14 protein-coding genes and 3 tRNA genes are annotated in these 17,109 nt (G+C 38.7%); 13 read left to right on the forward strand and 4 right to left on the reverse strand.

Annotated features, from left to right (window positions below; all coding sequences use genetic code 11):
* The first annotated feature begins 459 nt into the window (after positions 1 to 459).
* The 12 genes from ACQKOG_RS23895 to ACQKOG_RS23950 all read left to right on the forward strand — a co-directional run bounded on the left by ACQKOG_RS23895 (position 460) and on the right by ACQKOG_RS23950 (position 12,520).
* On the forward strand, positions 460 to 1,050 hold the full coding sequence (locus tag ACQKOG_RS23895) for a 50S ribosomal protein L25/general stress protein Ctc (protein ID WP_402874737.1): 591 nt from the start codon (positions 460 to 462) through the stop codon (positions 1,048 to 1,050).
* 237 nt (positions 1,051 to 1,287) lie between these two features.
* On the forward strand, positions 1,288 to 1,848 hold the full coding sequence (pth, locus tag ACQKOG_RS23900) for an aminoacyl-tRNA hydrolase (protein ID WP_370081898.1): 561 nt from the start codon (positions 1,288 to 1,290) through the stop codon (positions 1,846 to 1,848).
* Positions 1,849 to 2,056: 208 nt separating this feature from the next.
* A complete protein-coding gene (locus tag ACQKOG_RS23905) occupies positions 2,057 to 2,284 on the forward strand; it encodes an anti-sigma-F factor Fin (RefSeq protein ID WP_132364328.1) in 228 nt (75 codons plus the stop codon).
* Between the two features lie 137 nt (positions 2,285 to 2,421).
* Complete coding sequence (mfd, locus tag ACQKOG_RS23910; protein ID WP_402874742.1) at positions 2,422 to 5,934, forward strand: transcription-repair coupling factor; 3,513 nt, start codon at positions 2,422 to 2,424, stop codon at positions 5,932 to 5,934.
* A gap of 513 nt (positions 5,935 to 6,447) precedes the next feature.
* On the forward strand, positions 6,448 to 6,984 hold the full coding sequence (gene spoVT, locus ACQKOG_RS23915) for a stage V sporulation protein T (protein ID WP_142510491.1): 537 nt from the start codon (positions 6,448 to 6,450) through the stop codon (positions 6,982 to 6,984).
* A 148-nt stretch (positions 6,985 to 7,132) separates the two neighbouring features.
* A complete protein-coding gene (locus ACQKOG_RS23920; protein ID WP_370081902.1) occupies positions 7,133 to 8,755 on the forward strand; it encodes a putative polysaccharide biosynthesis protein in 1,623 nt (540 codons plus the stop codon).
* Between the two features lie 9 nt (positions 8,756 to 8,764).
* Entirely contained in the window at positions 8,765 to 10,225 is a 1,461-nt protein-coding gene (gene mazG / locus ACQKOG_RS23925) for a nucleoside triphosphate pyrophosphohydrolase (RefSeq protein WP_370081904.1), read from the forward strand.
* 4 nt (positions 10,226 to 10,229) lie between these two features.
* The gene (locus ACQKOG_RS23930) at positions 10,230 to 10,520 is read left to right on the forward strand and encodes an RNA-binding S4 domain-containing protein (protein WP_370081906.1); all 291 of its coding nucleotides are present in this window, start codon (positions 10,230 to 10,232) and stop codon (positions 10,518 to 10,520) included.
* A gap of 149 nt (positions 10,521 to 10,669) precedes the next feature.
* Positions 10,670 to 10,969, forward strand: a complete 300-nt coding sequence (yabP, locus tag ACQKOG_RS23935) for a sporulation protein YabP (protein ID WP_004229167.1) — start codon at positions 10,670 to 10,672, stop codon at positions 10,967 to 10,969.
* A complete protein-coding gene (gene yabQ / locus ACQKOG_RS23940) occupies positions 10,966 to 11,457 on the forward strand; it encodes a spore cortex biosynthesis protein YabQ (protein WP_370081908.1) in 492 nt (163 codons plus the stop codon). Before yabP ends, yabQ begins: the two co-directional genes overlap by 4 nt.
* A gap of 17 nt (positions 11,458 to 11,474) precedes the next feature.
* Complete coding sequence (locus ACQKOG_RS23945) at positions 11,475 to 11,939, forward strand: FtsB family cell division protein (RefSeq protein ID WP_370081910.1); 465 nt, start codon at positions 11,475 to 11,477, stop codon at positions 11,937 to 11,939.
* Between the two features lie 134 nt (positions 11,940 to 12,073).
* Complete coding sequence (locus ACQKOG_RS23950; RefSeq protein ID WP_054612548.1) at positions 12,074 to 12,520, forward strand: S1 domain-containing RNA-binding protein; 447 nt, start codon at positions 12,074 to 12,076, stop codon at positions 12,518 to 12,520.
* A 151-nt stretch (positions 12,521 to 12,671) separates the two neighbouring features.
* Here ACQKOG_RS23950 and ACQKOG_RS23955 read toward each other — a convergent pair whose 3' ends face one another.
* From ACQKOG_RS23955 to ACQKOG_RS23970, 4 genes are all read right to left on the reverse strand, one after another.
* Entirely contained in the window at positions 12,672 to 12,923 is a 252-nt protein-coding gene (locus ACQKOG_RS23955) for a hypothetical protein (protein ID WP_370081912.1), read from the reverse strand.
* 385 nt (positions 12,924 to 13,308) lie between these two features.
* Positions 13,309 to 13,380 (reverse strand) — tRNA-Glu (locus tag ACQKOG_RS23960).
* 5 nt (positions 13,381 to 13,385) lie between these two features.
* Positions 13,386 to 13,462, reverse strand: a tRNA-Met gene (locus ACQKOG_RS23965).
* 11 nt (positions 13,463 to 13,473) lie between these two features.
* Positions 13,474 to 13,548 (reverse strand) — tRNA-Gly (locus ACQKOG_RS23970).
* A gap of 1,140 nt (positions 13,549 to 14,688) precedes the next feature.
* On the opposite strand from ACQKOG_RS23970, the gene ACQKOG_RS23975 reads away from it, so the two are divergent.
* A complete protein-coding gene (locus ACQKOG_RS23975; protein ID WP_370081914.1) occupies positions 14,689 to 17,082 on the forward strand; it encodes a SpoIIE family protein phosphatase in 2,394 nt (797 codons plus the stop codon).
* Positions 17,083 to 17,109 lie beyond the last annotated feature (27 nt).

Below are 17,109 nucleotides of genomic sequence, written 5' to 3' on the forward strand. Positions count from 1 at the left end.
TTACCGCCTAAGGTGGGATATATTTTGTTAAAACATAAGTTATGAATAAGTTGATTGGAGTGGAGGCTGGGCGACTCCTTGGGGAATAGCAATAGAGGAACGAAGGCTAAAACCATCACGTCCTGTGATAACGCCTTCGTGACCAACATCGGTGCTGTTGCTGTCGCTTCGTTGCACTACGCTTTCGCACAAAAAACATCTGTTGGCCCAAGCGGCTCATCGGACGCCCCCAGGAAGCTCTGCTCTGCGCGAAAGCGAAGCGTCAGCAACAAATGTTTTTATCTGTGCGAAAGCGAAGCGTCAGCAACAAAGCGCCCAGCTGGAACGGAAATCAACCCCACGTTATGGTGATAAGCTAAAATTGTAGTAAATATTATTATAGCCTTAACAAATGTCATTGAAAGTAGTGACATTTATAATAAGGCGTAAATAAATTTTTCTTGGAAGGGGAAGTATAGTATGAGTACAGTATTAAGTGTTAAAAAGCGCGAAGCTGGGCATCGTTCGACATTAACCCAACTTAGAAAAGGGGGAGCCATTCCTGCAGTTATTTACGGCTATAAATTAGATTCGACCCCAATTTCTATTTCAGCGAATGAATTCAGAAAATCCATTCAAAAGAATGGGCAAAACGGTGTTTTTTCAATGGAGTTAGATGGTAAAAAGGTGAATGTTGTTGTATCAGAAATTCAACAATGCTCAATGAAAGATGAAGTAAATCATATCGACTTTTTAGCAATTGATATGTCCGAAGCAATAGAAGCTGAAGTGCCTATTAGACTTGTTGGAGAGTCAGTTGGAGTTAGTGTGGGTGGCATATTAATGCAGCCCAACCTAGATGTGAAAATTAACGTAAAACCAGCAGATATACCAGAAGCTATTGAAGTTGACATTACTGAACTTAAAATTGGTGAAACAATTACGGTAGCAGATATTCGAGATACGATTGATTTTGATATTATCAGTGAAAATGGTCATACATTGGTATCAATTATGGCCCCGGCAGTCGTTGAGGAATCGACAGTAGATAGTGAGCAGGTACAAGAGTAAAAATATTTGTTAAGGAAAGGCTACTGAGGAAGTTAAACTTCTTCAGTAGCCTTTTATATTTTAAATTAATACATGTGTTGTTTTAAAACCATTTCACGATATGTATGGTTGAAGTGAGGATTTTAAATAATATCAAGCCATTATTGAACTTTTACTTTCAAAAACTGTACAAACTGCTTTCTTAGTGCATGATATGGTAAAATAATGACTATTAGATTTGAAAGAAGAGGGGTACTTATGAAAATTATCGTTGGTTTAGGGAATCCAGGCAAGCCTTATGAGCATACAAGACATAATATTGGCTTCGATGTTATTGATGCATTAGCTGAAAAATGGGGTACACCTTTAACTAATTCAAAGTTTAATGGTATGTATGCAACGGTACATCGTCCTGAAGGAAAGGTTCTACTTGTTAAACCTTTAACATATATGAATTTATCGGGGGAATGTGTTGGGCCCCTTATGAACTATTTTGATATTGATGTGGAAGACTTAATTGTTATTTATGACGATTTAGATTTAGAAACAGGGAAATTACGCCTGCGTCAAAAAGGAAGTGCGGGTGGACATAATGGTATTAAATCATTAATTCAGCATCTAGGTACACAAGAATTTAATCGCATACGTGTTGGGGTTAATCGCCCGCCTGCTGGTATGAAGGTAGCAGATTATGTGTTGTCAAAATTTTCAAAAGAAGATCAAGCTATTGTTAGTGAAGCTATTGAAAAAAGTGTAAATGCTGTAGAAGAATCTCTTTCAAAGCCATTTCTTGATGTGATGAATCGCTTTAACGGGTAATAATAGGTTAAAGCGTAGTGTGGATATTACAGCTGTTTTAACCTAAGCGGCTCATCGGACGCCCCCAGGAAAGCGACTGGTTGGTACGAAAATCAACCCCACGTTTCTATATTCTAAAAGGCGCTAAAGCAAAATTGGAAGTGCATAAACTGTTTTAGAAATGTCTATACTTTAAGTAGTAAGTTGCTTAAAGGAGGATGATTTGGAGATGTCAGTTCGCTATCGATGTCGTCATTGTGAAGTTGAAATAGGAACACTACCATTTGATGCAGATGATACAATTCGAAAACTACATATTTTCGAAATGGGTGAAGCGGATGATTATGTTGAGAAAGATCAGCATGGTCACACGACGGTGCACTGCATTTGTGAGCAATGTGAGGATTCGCTGAAACAATATCCAGATTATCACGCACTCAATAAATGGATTCAATGATTGGAAGGATGCTTTGGCGCACATCACGTGCGTTCAAAGCTTTTTCCATTGATAAAATATACAAAAAAGATGCGTATTATAGTACTAGATTACTAGTAATGGCGAATAGAATTATGCGCTGAGAGGAGCTTTTGACATTGGAAGTTTTACGACAGCTTGTGATGCAGGACAAACATATCACATCATTTTTACAGGAGATTCAGAGCGGTCAATCTGCAACACAGCTTATAACAGGATTAACAGGAAGCGCGCGCCCGGTAATGGTCGATGCGTTATTTGAATATGTAAAAAAACCTATTTATATTGTATCTCCTAATCTATTGCAGGCACAAAAAATGGTTGACGAGCTGGCGGGACTTTTAGGTGAGGAGCATGTTCATTATTATCCTGCCGATGAGTTTATTGCTGCAGATTTGTCTGTTGCCTCTCCAGAGTTACGTGCTGAGCGTATCGCAACACTTGATTGCCTAGCTAGAGGTGAAAAAGCTGTTTATGTGATACCAGTTGCGGGCTTACGCAAAATGATGCAGCCTAAAGAGCATTGGCAACAGTATTTTTTACAGATTGCAGTAGGCGAAGATATTCAGATTGATGAATGGCTCCAAACGTTAGTAGAGATGGGTTACGTGCGTAATTCAATGGTGACAACACCTGGAGAGTTTGCGCTACGTGGAGGGATATTAGATATTTATCCACCATATTTAGAGGCGCCGATTCGTATAGAATTATTTGATACGGAAGTTGACTCGATTCGAACATTTTCTGCGGACGACCAACGTTCCATTGATAAATTGCAGAAGGTTCGTATTCTACCAGCATCAGAAGTTATTTTGACAAAGGAAGAAAGAATGGCATTGGCAGGCCGTTTAGAAGCGGCATTAGCGACAAGTTTAAAGAAAGTCAAAAAGCAGGAGACGAAGGAATTACTGTATCAGCATATTCAATATGATATTGAGTTGTTACAGCAAGGGAATTTACCGGACTATGTAAATAAATATGGTTCGTTATTGTATGAGAAAACATCATATTTAGGAGATTATTTTGTATATGATGGCATTGTGCTGTTTGATGAGCTCGGACGTATTCAGGAGGTTATGGATGCCTGGGAGCGCGAAGAGGATGAGTGGTTTTTATCATTAATTGAAGAAGGAAAAATGGTGCATGATGTAAAGCCAGCATTCTCTTTGAAAGAAATCCTAGCAATGCTGTCTCAACAAAAGCTATACTTCTCATTATTTTCACGAACATTTGCAGGTGTATCTTTTAATAAGACGACGAACTTTTCTTGCAAACCAATGCAACAATTTCATGGCCAAATGTCATTATTACAAAGTGAGATTGAACGCTGGTTGCTTGGTAAATTTACAGTATTAATTGTTGCAAGAGATAAAGATCGTGTTAAACGTGTACAGCAAATGCTTGGAGAATATGATATTCATACGACAATTGGTAAGCCGACAGAAGCGGGTATTTATATTGTGGATGGCTCACTATCTAGTGGCTTTGAATTACCACTACAACGTGTGGTGATTGTCACAGAGGATGAGTTATTTAAACAACAGGTGAAGAAAAAAGCACGTCCTCAAAAAATGACGAACGCAGAACGTATTAAAAGCTATACAGAAATTAAACCAGGCGACTATGTTGTCCATGTACATCACGGTATTGGGAAATATATAGGCTTAGAAACATTAGAGGTAAATGGAACACATAAGGATTACTTACACATTCGATACCGCGCAGATGATAAGTTATATGTTCCCGTAGAGCAAATAGATTTAATCCAAAAATATGTAGCATCTGAAGACCGAGAACCGAAGCTACATAAATTAGGTGGAGCAGAGTGGAAAAAAGCTAAAGCCAAGGTATCCTCTGCTGTGCAAGATATTGCTGATGATTTAATTAAGCTGTATGCGAAACGTGAAGCAGAGAAAGGCCATGCATTCGCGATTGACAATGACGATCAGCGCAATTTTGAGGCTTCTTTCCCCTATGAAGAAACGGAGGATCAGCTACGTTCAATTATCGAAGTAAAACGTGATATGGAGCGTGAGCGTCCGATGGATCGTCTTGTATGTGGAGACGTAGGGTACGGCAAAACAGAGGTAGCGATTCGTGCGGCATTTAAAGCAATTCAAGATGGCAAGCAGGTAGCTTTCCTTGTGCCGACAACGATTTTAGCTCAGCAACATTACGAAACGATTCGTGAGAGATTCCAAGACTTTGCTATGAATGTAGGTCTCTTGTCTCGTTTCCGTTCGAAAAAAGAGCAAACAGCGACGTTAAAGGGCTTAAAAGAAGGGCAAGTTGATATTGTCGTTGGAACGCATCGAATTTTATCTAAAGATTTATTATTCCAAGACCTTGGACTACTGATTGTTGATGAGGAGCAACGTTTTGGTGTAACGCATAAGGAAAAAATTAAACAACTAAAGACGAATGTTGATGTATTAACGCTAACGGCAACTCCGATCCCAAGAACACTTCATATGTCGATGGTAGGTGTTCGTGATCTATCGGTAATTGAAACGCCACCAGCAAACCGTTTCCCTGTGCAAACTTATGTAATGGAGCATAGCGGTGCATTAGTGGGGGAAGCTATTGAGAGAGAAATGGCGCGTGGTGGGCAAGTATTCTACTTATACAATCGTGTAGAAGATATGGCTCGTAAGGTTGATGAAATTCAAATGCTTGTCCCAGAAGCGCGTATTGGGCATGCACATGGCAAAATGACGGAATCAGAATTAGAATCTGTTATATTAGCCTTTTTAGAAGGTGACTATGATGTGCTTGTAACGACAACCATTATTGAGACAGGCGTGGATATACCAAACGTTAACACATTGATTGTTCATGATGCTGATCGAATGGGCTTAGCGCAGCTTTATCAATTGCGTGGGCGTGTTGGACGTTCTAATAGGGTGGCGTATGCTTACTTTATGTATCAACGTGACAAAGTCCTTACGGATGTAGCTGAGCAAAGATTACAGGCGATTAAAGAATTTACAGAGTTAGGTTCAGGATTTAAAATTGCTATGCGTGACTTATCTATTCGTGGTGCAGGAAATTTACTTGGAGCGCAGCAGCATGGCTTTATTGATTCTGTCGGTTTTGACTTGTATTCACAAATGCTGGAAGAAGCGATTGCTGAGCGCCAAACAGGTGTGAAAAAAGAAGAGAAGCCTGACATTGAAATTTTATTGAGTGTGGATGCGTATATCCCAGATGCATACATTCCTGATGGCTATCAAAAAATTCAAATGTATAAACGTATAAAAGCAATGGATCAAGTGGAGGAGTACAGCGAAATCATAGAGGAATTACAGGATCGTTTTGGTGATCTTCCGATTGAAACAGAGCGTTTATTGCGAATTGCGCGTATGAAGGTATGGGGCTTGGGTACAGGTGTATTGTCTGTAAAAGAAAAGCAAAAAATTATCACAATATTGTTGTCTGAAGAAGGTACTGGGCAAGTTGATGGCGGTAAAATTGTGGAAGAATCTATGAAATTTGAACGTGCTGTAGGGTTTGGTATGGATGGTATGCAATTGAAACTAACGATTGATGAACGTAAGTGTGGGAAATATCAACCCTTTGATATTTTAGAAGAAATGATGCATATTATTGCTGACGCAAAAAAACAACAATAGAAGAAAAGCTGATCTTATCTCTAGGGATAATGATCAGCTTTTTATTGTTAAAAACAAAAAATTACAAGGAAATCTCTGTGAATGTTGTGGCGCTTTATCTTCATTTATTAATTGGACTGTAGACTGTGTGGCTCCTTAGAGATCAATATCACAAATTGAGACTCATGAGCTAGATAGTAGGGAAAATAAGGGTAAAAGTATCACTTTTTGTTATGGTTCTTTTGTGATAAACATCCTTTTGACTTATTGACGTAATGGCGAAGGTTGAATTATTATTATTTCTTGTTAAAAATATTTTATAAATTAATTTATAAAAATTTGTTTTTGTGGTTAATCTAAGATAAGTTGATTGAAGTTGAAAAATTCTACATGGTATTTGCTTAGGTTTTTAAGGCCTTTTTGAAAATATTGTTGGGTGTGAAATCCTATTTCTTCAGTTTTTGCATAGATTGCTTCATAAAAAACCATACTAAAATTGAAAAAATTTCATTGTAGCGAAAGCGAGGATTAAGAATGAAGGCAACAGGGATTGTTCGTCGTATTGATGATTTAGGGCGTGTGGTTATTCCAAAAGAAATTCGTAGAACGTTACGTATTCGTGAGGGAGACCCACTAGAAATTTATACAGACCGTGAAGGTGAAGTCATTTTAAAGAAATATTCTCCAATTAATGATTTAGGGGAATTTGCAAGAGAATATGTGGAAACATTATATGAAACGTTAGGTACTCCAGCGTTTGTAACCGACCGAGATGAAGTAATTGCTGTCTCAGGGATCGGTAAGAAAGAGTATATTAATCGTCGTATTACATCCTTTGCGGAAAGTTTTATGGACGAACGTTCAACAAAAATAGAAAAAATGGAAACAACAATCGAGATTGTTCCTGGACAATATGAGCAAGTAAAGTCTTATTGTGCAACGCCTATTATGGTAAACGGTGATCCGATCGGCTGTATTATCGTTTTGTCTAAAGTACACTTTATCGGTGAAGTTGAAGTGAAAGTTGCTGAAACAGCTGCTAACTTCCTAGCTAAACAAATGAATAGTTGATAAGAATTGAAAGTTATTGCGCTGACCTTTTTAGGCTGAACAATAACTTTTTTTCGTACATAGTTTTATGGTAGTGCTACCCGCGCGCGTCATACTTTGGAGATGTGCTATACTATTGGCATTGTTAAAGAAGGAAAGAGGGCAATTTATGTCGGAACGTTTTGGCATGAAAAGCTACATGAAGGGCGCAGCCTTACTTACAATTGCTGCTCTTATTGTGAAGGTTCTTAGTGCAATTTATCGTGTGCCTTTTCAAAATCTTGTTGGTGATGAAGGATTTTATATTTATCAGCAAGTGTATCCAGTTATATCTATTTTTGTCGTATGGACAGCTAGTGGATTTGCAGTAGCTATTTCTAAAATGCTTGCAGATAATGATTGTATTTTAGACCCGCTAGAGAGAGATCATCAACGAAGCGGTATTATGCGTATTGTTTTTCGTTATTTAACCGTACTATCGTTATTGTTTTTTGTTGCTTTATTTAGTGGTGCTGAAATAATTGCGCAGCTTATGGGCGATACTCAGCTTGCGCCTTTAATACGGACGGGTTCATTTATAGTACTTGTTATGCCAGCTCATGCTATTTTTAAGGGCGGCTTCCAATCAAGAGGCATTATGGAGCCGATTGCTTATGCACAAGTCCTTGAACAAGCTGTGAGAGTATCTGTCATTATAGCAGGAACATTTATCATTATGAAGACGACAGAATCACTTTATAGTGCTGGACAAATGGCCATTATAGGTACAGTTATTGGTGAAATTGTAGGCTTTGTATTACTTGCGCTGATCTTTAAAAAACGTTTTGGTTTATTTAATGATAAGAAACAACAGCGGCGTATCGATAGTTTTCCCATTATTAAAGAGGTAACATTGCTGAGTTTAAGTGTGAGCATGAGTGGTCTATTGTTGCTTGGCTATCAGTTAGTTGATTCCTTTACAATTTATTCGCTATTAATAGATGGTGGAATGGATCAGACGGTAGCTAAGGCAACAAAAGGCGTTTATGATCGTGGGCAGCCATTGGTACAGCTCGGAGTTGTTATTGCTTCTTCACTTTCACTTGCTATTGTGCCTCTTGTCGCGCATATGTCCAAAAGACAGGAAGGCCGTAGTGCCATTCCGTTTATTCAACTAACGTATAAAGCGTCTGTATTATTTGGGTGGGCGGCATCTCTAGGTTTAATACTCGTTATGCCTTATATTAATGTAATGCTCTTTAAAACAGATGCACTGTCGGAAGTACTTATGGTATATGTATTACAAATTGTTCCATTGTCGATTATTTTGACATTTACAGCTATTTTGCAAGGCTATGGAAAATTAAAAAAGCCGGCTTTATTTTTGATTATAGGTTTTATTTTAAAAATAATATTGAATGTGCTAACAATTAATTTATTCGGTGTATTAGGTGCGGCTATTGCTAATAATGTAGGTCTTTTGTTTACTGCCCTAATGCTTATTTTTTATTTAAAAAGAATGACTGCCATTCAATTAGCGCCAGCCAATTTTTACAAAAAACTTGGAATTGCATCACTCAGCATGGCAGCTGTAGTGCTAGTTTGGCTACAGTTTATACCATCGTTGTTAAACCAATTTTTATCACCTCGATTTGTCGCAGTGGTAGCAGGTTTTTCAGCCGTGTGTTTAGGAGCGTTTGTAATGATCACAATAATTGCTAAGTTACGAGTACTAGTCGAAAAAGAGTGGTACTTACTACCGTTTGGGCGCAAAATGGCAGTTTATCAATTATGGTTAAATCGAAAGAAGTAGGTGGATTGATTGAATACTTTAACAGTTATTGGTCTAGGTGCGGGTGATTTTAATCAGCTGCAAATGGGTGTCTATAAGAAACTAAAAGCGGCAAGAAAATTATATGTTCGTACAGTGGACCATCCTGTATTAGAAGAATTATCAGCTGAGGGCTTACAATTTGAAAGCTTTGATGCAGTCTATGAAAAACATAATTCGTTCCAGCCTGTGTATGAGGAAATTGCAGAAAAGCTTGTGGCTGCAACAGCAAATGAAGATGTCATGTACGCTGTACCGGGGCATCCACTTGTCGCAGAGCAGACTGTACAATTGCTTATTGCCGCTGCGGATGAGGGAAAAGTAAAACTAGTCATTGAAGGTGGGCAAAGCTTCTTAGATCCAATATTTGGTGCGTTAAAAATCGACCCAATTGAGGGTTTCCAACTGCTGGATGGCACTAGCTTTTCTATGCATGACATTAACATGCGTCAACATATTTTAATAGCCCAAGTATATGATACATTTAGTGCATCAGAAGTAAAGCTAACGTTAATGGAGAAATACGATGACGAATACCCTGTTACAGTCGTTACAGCAGCTGGCTCGTCACAGGAAAAATTAGTGAAGGTACCACTTTATGAACTCGACCAAAGCGTTGAGGTGGACAATTTAACAACGGTATATGTGCCACCTGTAAAATCACAAGAGGACGCTTTACGAGACTGGACAACTTTCCGTCAAATTATTGCTGTATTACGAGGTCCAGATGGCTGTCCATGGGATCAAAAGCAAACACATGAGTCACTGAAAAAATATTTACTAGAAGAAGCACACGAATATTTGGCAGCGGTAGATGCAGAGGATGACTTTGCGATGATCGAGGAGCTTGGAGATGTACTGTTACAAGTGTTCCTTCATGCACAAATCGGAGAAGATCAAGGTTACTTTACGTTGGAAGATGTATTAGCTTCAATAAGTGAAAAAATGATTCGTCGACACCCTCATGTATTTGGAGATGTATCGGTGGAAGATGTAGAGGGTGTTGTAGCTAACTGGGAAGTTATAAAAGCGGAAGAAAAGGGTATAAGTGAAAAGCCACTATTAAAAGAGGAATACCGGGCGTCATCTGCTCTACAAACAGCATATAATTATCAAAAAAGAGCTGCGAAGGTAGGATTTGATTGGCCTGATGTAGATGGCGCATGGGACAAGTTTGCAGAGGAGTGGCAGGAATTTCGTAATGAGGTGACGAAAGGTACAAATGCGTCACGTCTCGATGAATTTGGAGATGTCTTGTTCACACTTGTGAATTTAGCGCGTTTCTACAAGCTATCTCCAGAAGAGGCTATGTTACATGCGAATGAGAAGTTTGCGAAACGCTTTGGTTATGTGGAAGCAAAGGTAAAGGAAAGTGGAAAGCCATTTTCTGATTATACATTAGAACAATTAGATGCTTTCTGGAATGAAGCAAAGCAGCTAGAAAAGGAGTAAAAATATGCGATTAGATAAATTTTTAAAAGTATCACGTTTAATTAAACGTCGTACATTAGCGAAGGAAGTAGCAGACCAAGGTCGTATTACGATCAATGGTAAGGTCGCGAAAGCTAGTAGTGCTGTTAAAGTTGGCGATGAGCTAGCTATTCGTTTTGGACAAAAAATTGTGACAGCGCGTGTAGAGGAATTACGTGATACTGTGAAAAAAGAAGATGCCGCAAAAATGTTTACTATTTTGAAGGAAGAGCGCCTTGAAAAAATTGAACCTGAATTTATTGATGATGAGGACTAATTAATAATAGTGTAGGAGTCTTCTGAAGTTGTCCATGGCTTTTTCCGTAAATGGGGGATAAAAGTGTAACAACTTTAATAAAGTTGTCATGCTTTTAAGGTTGTCCGCATAAAGTGAACAGAAGCTAGGACGACTAAAGGAGGAAAAAAATGACGCTACATCAAGAAAGTAACCGTTACACAATTCCATCTGGAGAGCATATTTTAACGATTCGTAATCGTAAAAGAATGGACATGACTTCTGTAAAATCAATTGAACGCTTTGATCAGGAAGAATTTTTCATCAAGACGTCCCAAGGGCATTTGTTAATCCGTGGAGAAGAACTGCATATCGTTCATTTAGATGTTGACAAAGGGTTATTGACGCTTGAAGGAACTGTAAAAACCTTGCAGTATGACGAGGAGGAAAGTGGCTTCTCGAAAGGTTTCCTTCATAAATTGTTTGGATGATTGTTAGTGAACAATTTGTTCAGCTATTAGTCATGGTTTTGAGCGGTATAGCAGTCGGGTTCATTATTGATAGTGTAAGGCTCATTGTTTTTTCAACTCCAAAAAGGTCAAGCCTTCGAAGATGGATGATGGTATTTGAACTACTTACCTGGATTCTACTTGGAGGCATGACATACTATTTATTATTTTGGCTAAAAGATGGCGCTTGGCGGGCTTATGACCCGCTAGCGCAAATAGCCGGAATTTTTTTGTATCAAACGTTTTTTCAAACTTTTTTACGTTTCGTCGCGAGGGTTTTGGTGAATATAACATGGAGACCCCTGTGGTTCATCATACGGTTAATAAGTGCTATCATTCGACAAATTTTTAAATTCTTAATAAGTATTGGTGCGTTTGTTTTAAGACCTTTTGTCAAAATTTATTCGTATTTGTCCAACACTTTTTTTAAAAAAGTTCGATTTATCAAGTATAATAAAAGACAACAATAATTTTCGGAGGTGCGGGCATGACTTTACGTCGTTCATCAAATGATGACCAACAAAACTATACTAAACTTGATAATGACTATGTCCGTAACACGGATAAAGCTATAAATCGTAAAATTCAAGCGCGAAAACGGAAAATGCGCCGTATTGCCTTTTTTGCGATTGTGCCAGTCGTTATTATTGCCTTTCTCTTAAATATACTTTCGAATCAAAATGAAACTCTAGCTGCAAAAGAGCAAAAAAAGGTTGAAGCGAAGGAGCATCTTTCTGAATTGAAAGATGAGCGAGATTCGTTAAATCTTAAAATTAAACAGTTAGAGGATGATGAGTATATCGCGAAGTTATTACGTAAAGATTATTTTTTATCCGAAAAAGGTGAAATAATTTTCATTATTCCGGATGAAAAAGGTAAAAAAGGCGATATACCGGAGGAAAAAGATAAAAAAGACAGCAAATCAGAAAAGAAAGGTAAAAAAGAAGACTGAAAAGCTATGTATTGTTGACACTCTTTTATTGTTATATATAATGAAAAGAGAAACTTATTGTAGTAAAAAGTTTGATTAAATTGATTACATGACTCAAATGAGTCGCTTAATTTTTAAGGAGGAGCATTTTTTTTATGTCAATTGAAGTAGGCAGCAAGGTACAAGGTAAAGTAACAGGAATCACAAATTTTGGAGCATTCGTTGAGCTGCCAGACGGCAAAACAGGCTTAGTACACATCAGTGAAGTTGCTGACAATTATGTAAAAGATATCAATGAGCATCTAAAAGTTGGAGATGAAGTTGAAGTAAAAGTGATGAATGTTGAAGCGGACGGAAAGATCGGTCTTTCAATCCGTAAAGCAAAGCCTCAAGCAGAGAGACCAGAGAGACCAGAGCGTCCAGAGCGTCCAGCACGTCCACGTCGCGATAATCGATCTAATGATCGCAACGATCGTCATCAGCCAAAAGAGAATTTTGAGCAAAAAATGGCACGTTTCTTAAAAGATAGTGATGAACGCCTAGCAACACTTAAACGTGCTACAGAATCAAAACGCGGTGGTCGTGGAGCTAGAAGAGGGTAGTTTGCTGACTGTTTTAATCGTAGAAAAAGTGTATTAAATAGATTTGGGATTAGCTTTTTAATAAAGCTAATCCCTTTTTTTAATAATCTTTGCATACATCTCATCTAGCTATAAGTCATAATGACCCTTCTAGTAGGATCTATGTGTCGTCCTACAACGTGGATGTCGGTCTTTTCTTCTTTTTAGGAGCTTGCGCGGGTGTTTGTTCTGTTAGTGTTTCTAAAGGTTTTTCGGCTGGCTTAACAACCATTTTGACAAGTAAAAACACACCGTAAACACTAACCGCTAGTCCGGTGAGGAGTAAAAATATTTGTACGGCAAATGGTAAATTAATAAGAATAGATACGAGAATAATCATAGAGCCACTTCCGCAAATTAAAGCAGCTTTAGTTAATGAACCCAAAGGAAATAAACCTCCTAGTTTACACGCTTTTTTCATTATTAGTATGCCATATTTTTATGTTCATCACCATAACTTGGGTTGATTTCCGTTTCAGCTGGGGTCTTTCCGAAGGGGCGTTAGGAGCAACGAGTATTTTTTATGTGCGAAAGCGAAGCGACAGTAACAATAGGGTTTTGTCTGTGCGAAAGCAACAGCAACAGTAACAACAACAGTGGCAATAACAAAGGGAAACTGCTCGTGAAACCATTGGCGCAGGCGTTCCTAAACTGATTACACCGGGGCATCAGGTAGTAAAAAATAAATAAATTCGATATTTCTAGTATTCAACTTTAATCTGCAAAAAAAATAGGCGTCTCAGAAATCGTTCTGAGACGCCTATTTGATATGACCCCTACGGGATTCGAACCCGTGTTACCGCCGTGAAAGGGCGGTGTCTTAACCACTTGACCAAGGGGCCTACTATGGTGGCGGCCGAGGGGATCGAACCCCCGACCTTACGGGTATGAACCGTACGCTCTAGCCAGCTGAGCTAGGCCGCCATTAAAGATTATGGAGCGGAAGACGAGGTTCGAACTCGCGACCCCCACCTTGGCAAGGTGGTGTTCTACCACTGAACTACTTCCGCGTTTTGCCTTAAGCAACAAGTTATATAATACATGCCTTTGTAACTAACGTCAAGTAGTTTTTTTAAAAAAATTAATAAAAATATATGGTTTTATTAATTATTTAAAGATTTGCTAACAAAAAGAGAGAGTATTTGATAGCTCATCACCATAAAGTGTAGTTGATTTCCGTTCCGACTAGGCGCTTTGTTGCTGACGCTTCGCTTTCGCACAGATAAAACATTTGCCGCTGACGCTTCGCTTTCGCACAGATAAAACATTTGCCGCTGACGCTTCGCTTTCGCACAGATAAAACATTTGCCGCTGACGCTTCGCTTTCGCGCAGATAAAACATTTGTTGCTGACGCTTCGCTTTCGCACAGAAAACATCCGCTTCGCTGCAGGGTCTCGGGCCAACAGATGTCTTTTGCGCGAAAGCGTAGTGCTAACGAAGCGACAGCAACAGCACCGATGTAGGTCACGAAGGCGTTATCACAGGATGTGATGCTTTTAGCCTTCGTTCCTCTATTGCTAATCCCCAAGGAGTCGCCTAGTCTCCACTCCGATCAACTCTTATCAAAGGTGTTTGGACTCCACTGAAATGGAACCACACCTTTATTTATCTCACCACCTACAAATGTAGGAGTCTTCTGTAGCTGACGCTTCTCTTTTGTTACAAAAGACATTGTTGAATGAAGTTAGAGCCTCCGTACGCAATTATACCGAGGCATAATTAATCAAATGTCATCCACAACTTTTGGTGATGAGCCTTTTGATTGGGAATTTATCAAACTTTTTGTTCTTAAGTAGAAAAGTATCGGTGTACTTGTTGACTATAGTATTTTAATGAAATTGGGAGCATCGATCAATGAAAAAGAAGGGGGCCAACATGCACTAGACCTCTCATGGCAAAAAATGTAAAGTTTTTTATGTAACAACGGTGGGACTGGGTTGTGTAATTTTCGTAATTTTTAAACAAATTATACAGAAAGAGATGTTTATAATGTTGTGCAGCAAATCGTTTTTGTAGAAATTGTTGCCATTTCTCGTATTTATGCATATGTATTCGTCGAAATGTTTATATTTTTTTCTGTCACCGTCAGACAATCTTTCCATACATAATTTCTTATAATAGCTCCAAAAGGCAGAAAGGGGATAGTGAAATGACGAGTATTGAATGGTATAACACGGCAAATGTAGACGAACAGAAATTAGGAGTGAAAAAAAGGCAATTGTTAATAGGCTCTTTATTTTTTTTAACATCCTTCTTTTTAGCTCAGTCTGTGGTGTTTGAAGCGGCCGTACCTTTCTCAGTTCCTTTTTGGGCAATTATTCGAACGAAATATAAAGAATATGCCAAATATGTTTTGTTCGGTGGTTTGATAGGATGTTTTTTCCTTGGCTTTGGACAAGTCTTCATTTTAGCATTGCAGATCGTATTGTATGAATGTGTTATGCGCTTCCGTTATTGGCAGATACCACAAAGTATAGCGGTATCTTTAGCGGTACTACTTGTACAGATAATGTGGCAGGGAGTTATGTATCAAGGTTTACCTCCGGTGCTTGTGCAATTTTATGTAGGCTGTGAAGCGGCTTTAGCTCTTATTATGACGCTGTTTATGCAAGTGTTGTTTGTCAATTCTCATGAATGGTTTACGAGTCATTGGACTTATGAGAAGCTAGGCTCTGGATTAGTTGTATTTGCTGCTATGCTTACAGGTATGCAAGCGATTGTCATTAGCTATTTTTCACTCCCCATTTTTTTATTACAACTATTCATTTGCTTCGGTGCGTTAGTAGGAAGTGTACCATTAGCGACGGTTATCGGAGCCGTACTCGGGACTCTCATTGGTGTTGCAAAACTTTCATTTACGGGTATGCTGTCTGTAGCCACCTTAACAGGATTGTGTGCCGGGATGGGGGCTCGTGTTGGACGATTCGGTGTAGCAATTGGCAGTATTTTGCCAAGTGTGTTTTTTTTATTTTACGATGCAACATTGCCGTTAGATAGCGTGTATTTTACATCGATTGTTGTTGGTAGTATCGTTTTTATAACGATCCCAAGTAAATATTCTGAAAAGGTGCGGGACAAGCTGTTTCCACAGCGTGAGGAGGTCTTACTCGCTCGTCAAAATTGGTTAACGGAGCATGTTACGTTTAAATTAGAGCATTTTCAGCATTTTGTACAGTTTATGAAGGAGCTTGTGTTTGAGCGTTTTATGACGGCCCCGATAGAAGAGGCGAAGGAAGTGTCACCGATGAATACATGCTTGAGCTGTTTCCGCTATGATCGCTGTTGGGGAGCGCAAAATAACGGAATGGACAAGCTCATGACAGACTGGTTTCATATGAAAGGTGTTGGGAAGGATTCTGGTATTCATCGTGTCGAAGAACAAATACGCTATAAATGTGTGAAATCAACGAAAATTTTCGAGGAATTGGAAACGGAGCTGTACAGAGAGCGCATTAATGGTCAGTATTTCCATGGCAAGAAAATGATAGCGCTTCAGCTACGTGATATGAGCAATCATCTAAATCAGTTAATAGCGGAGATGAAAGAAGAGACTATTTCATTCGTTAGTGTGGAGAAGGACATTACTCAACGATTAAAAGATGCTAATATTGAATGTTTTCAACTAGATGTGCTTAGTAATAAACCTGGGGCACGAAAAATAGTCTGTGCTTTAGCACCAGCACGAGTCGATTGGGAGGAAGACACAACAGTAGCTGAACGGATGATATTGCCGATTTTATATGATATTTTTGAAGAACCATTTGAAATTGAAAAAGTAGTAGCAAGCGATATACCATTTCGTCACATTCAAGTAAGCTTTAGATCAGCTATTAGCTTTGAAGTAGAGTATGATATATATAGCATGTCTAAAGATGCGACGTTATATTCCGGTGATTCCCATGCATTATTTCAATTACATCCAGGACTATTTGCAATTTTATTGTCAGATGGTATGGGTCAGAGTAAAGAAGCACAGCATGAGAGTAGAAAGTTAATACACTTAATGCGAGAATGTTTAAATTACAATATGAACCCAGAGACTGCGATGCATACGTTGCATTATGTCATGTCCTTAAAGCAACAAAATGATATGTATGCAACGCTTGATTTTGCACTTGTCGATTTACAACAAGGTGATTTATGGTCGTGGAAGGCAGGGGGAATGTCTACGTATATTTTACGTGGGAAAGAGGTGCTGAAGGTTGAAAGTAATGCAGCGCCTGTAGGTTTTTTATCCATTTCAGCAGTCGAGGCTGAAAAAAGAAAGCTTAAAGCTGGCGATGTAATTTTGATGCACTCTGATGGATTATTTTCAAGTGTTGATGATTGGGACGAGCAAGAAGAGCTATTTTTAGCGTATGCGCAGCAAGTAGCTGGAACTACTAAAACCATCCAGGAAAAACTAACAACGATTATGCAATCTTTCCAATCTTACTATGCCATTGAAGACGATTGCACTGTATTGATGCTAGAGGTTACACATGTTGTACCTACGTGGGCTGTATTTAGGCCAGTTCAACACTCTATGAGCAATTCATCATAAAAGAGAACGAAAAGGGGAGGAGAAGCG

Source organism: Lysinibacillus sp. NPDC093216, assembly GCF_050280325.1.
Taxonomy (GTDB): Bacteria; Bacillota; Bacilli; order Bacillales_A; family Planococcaceae; genus Lysinibacillus.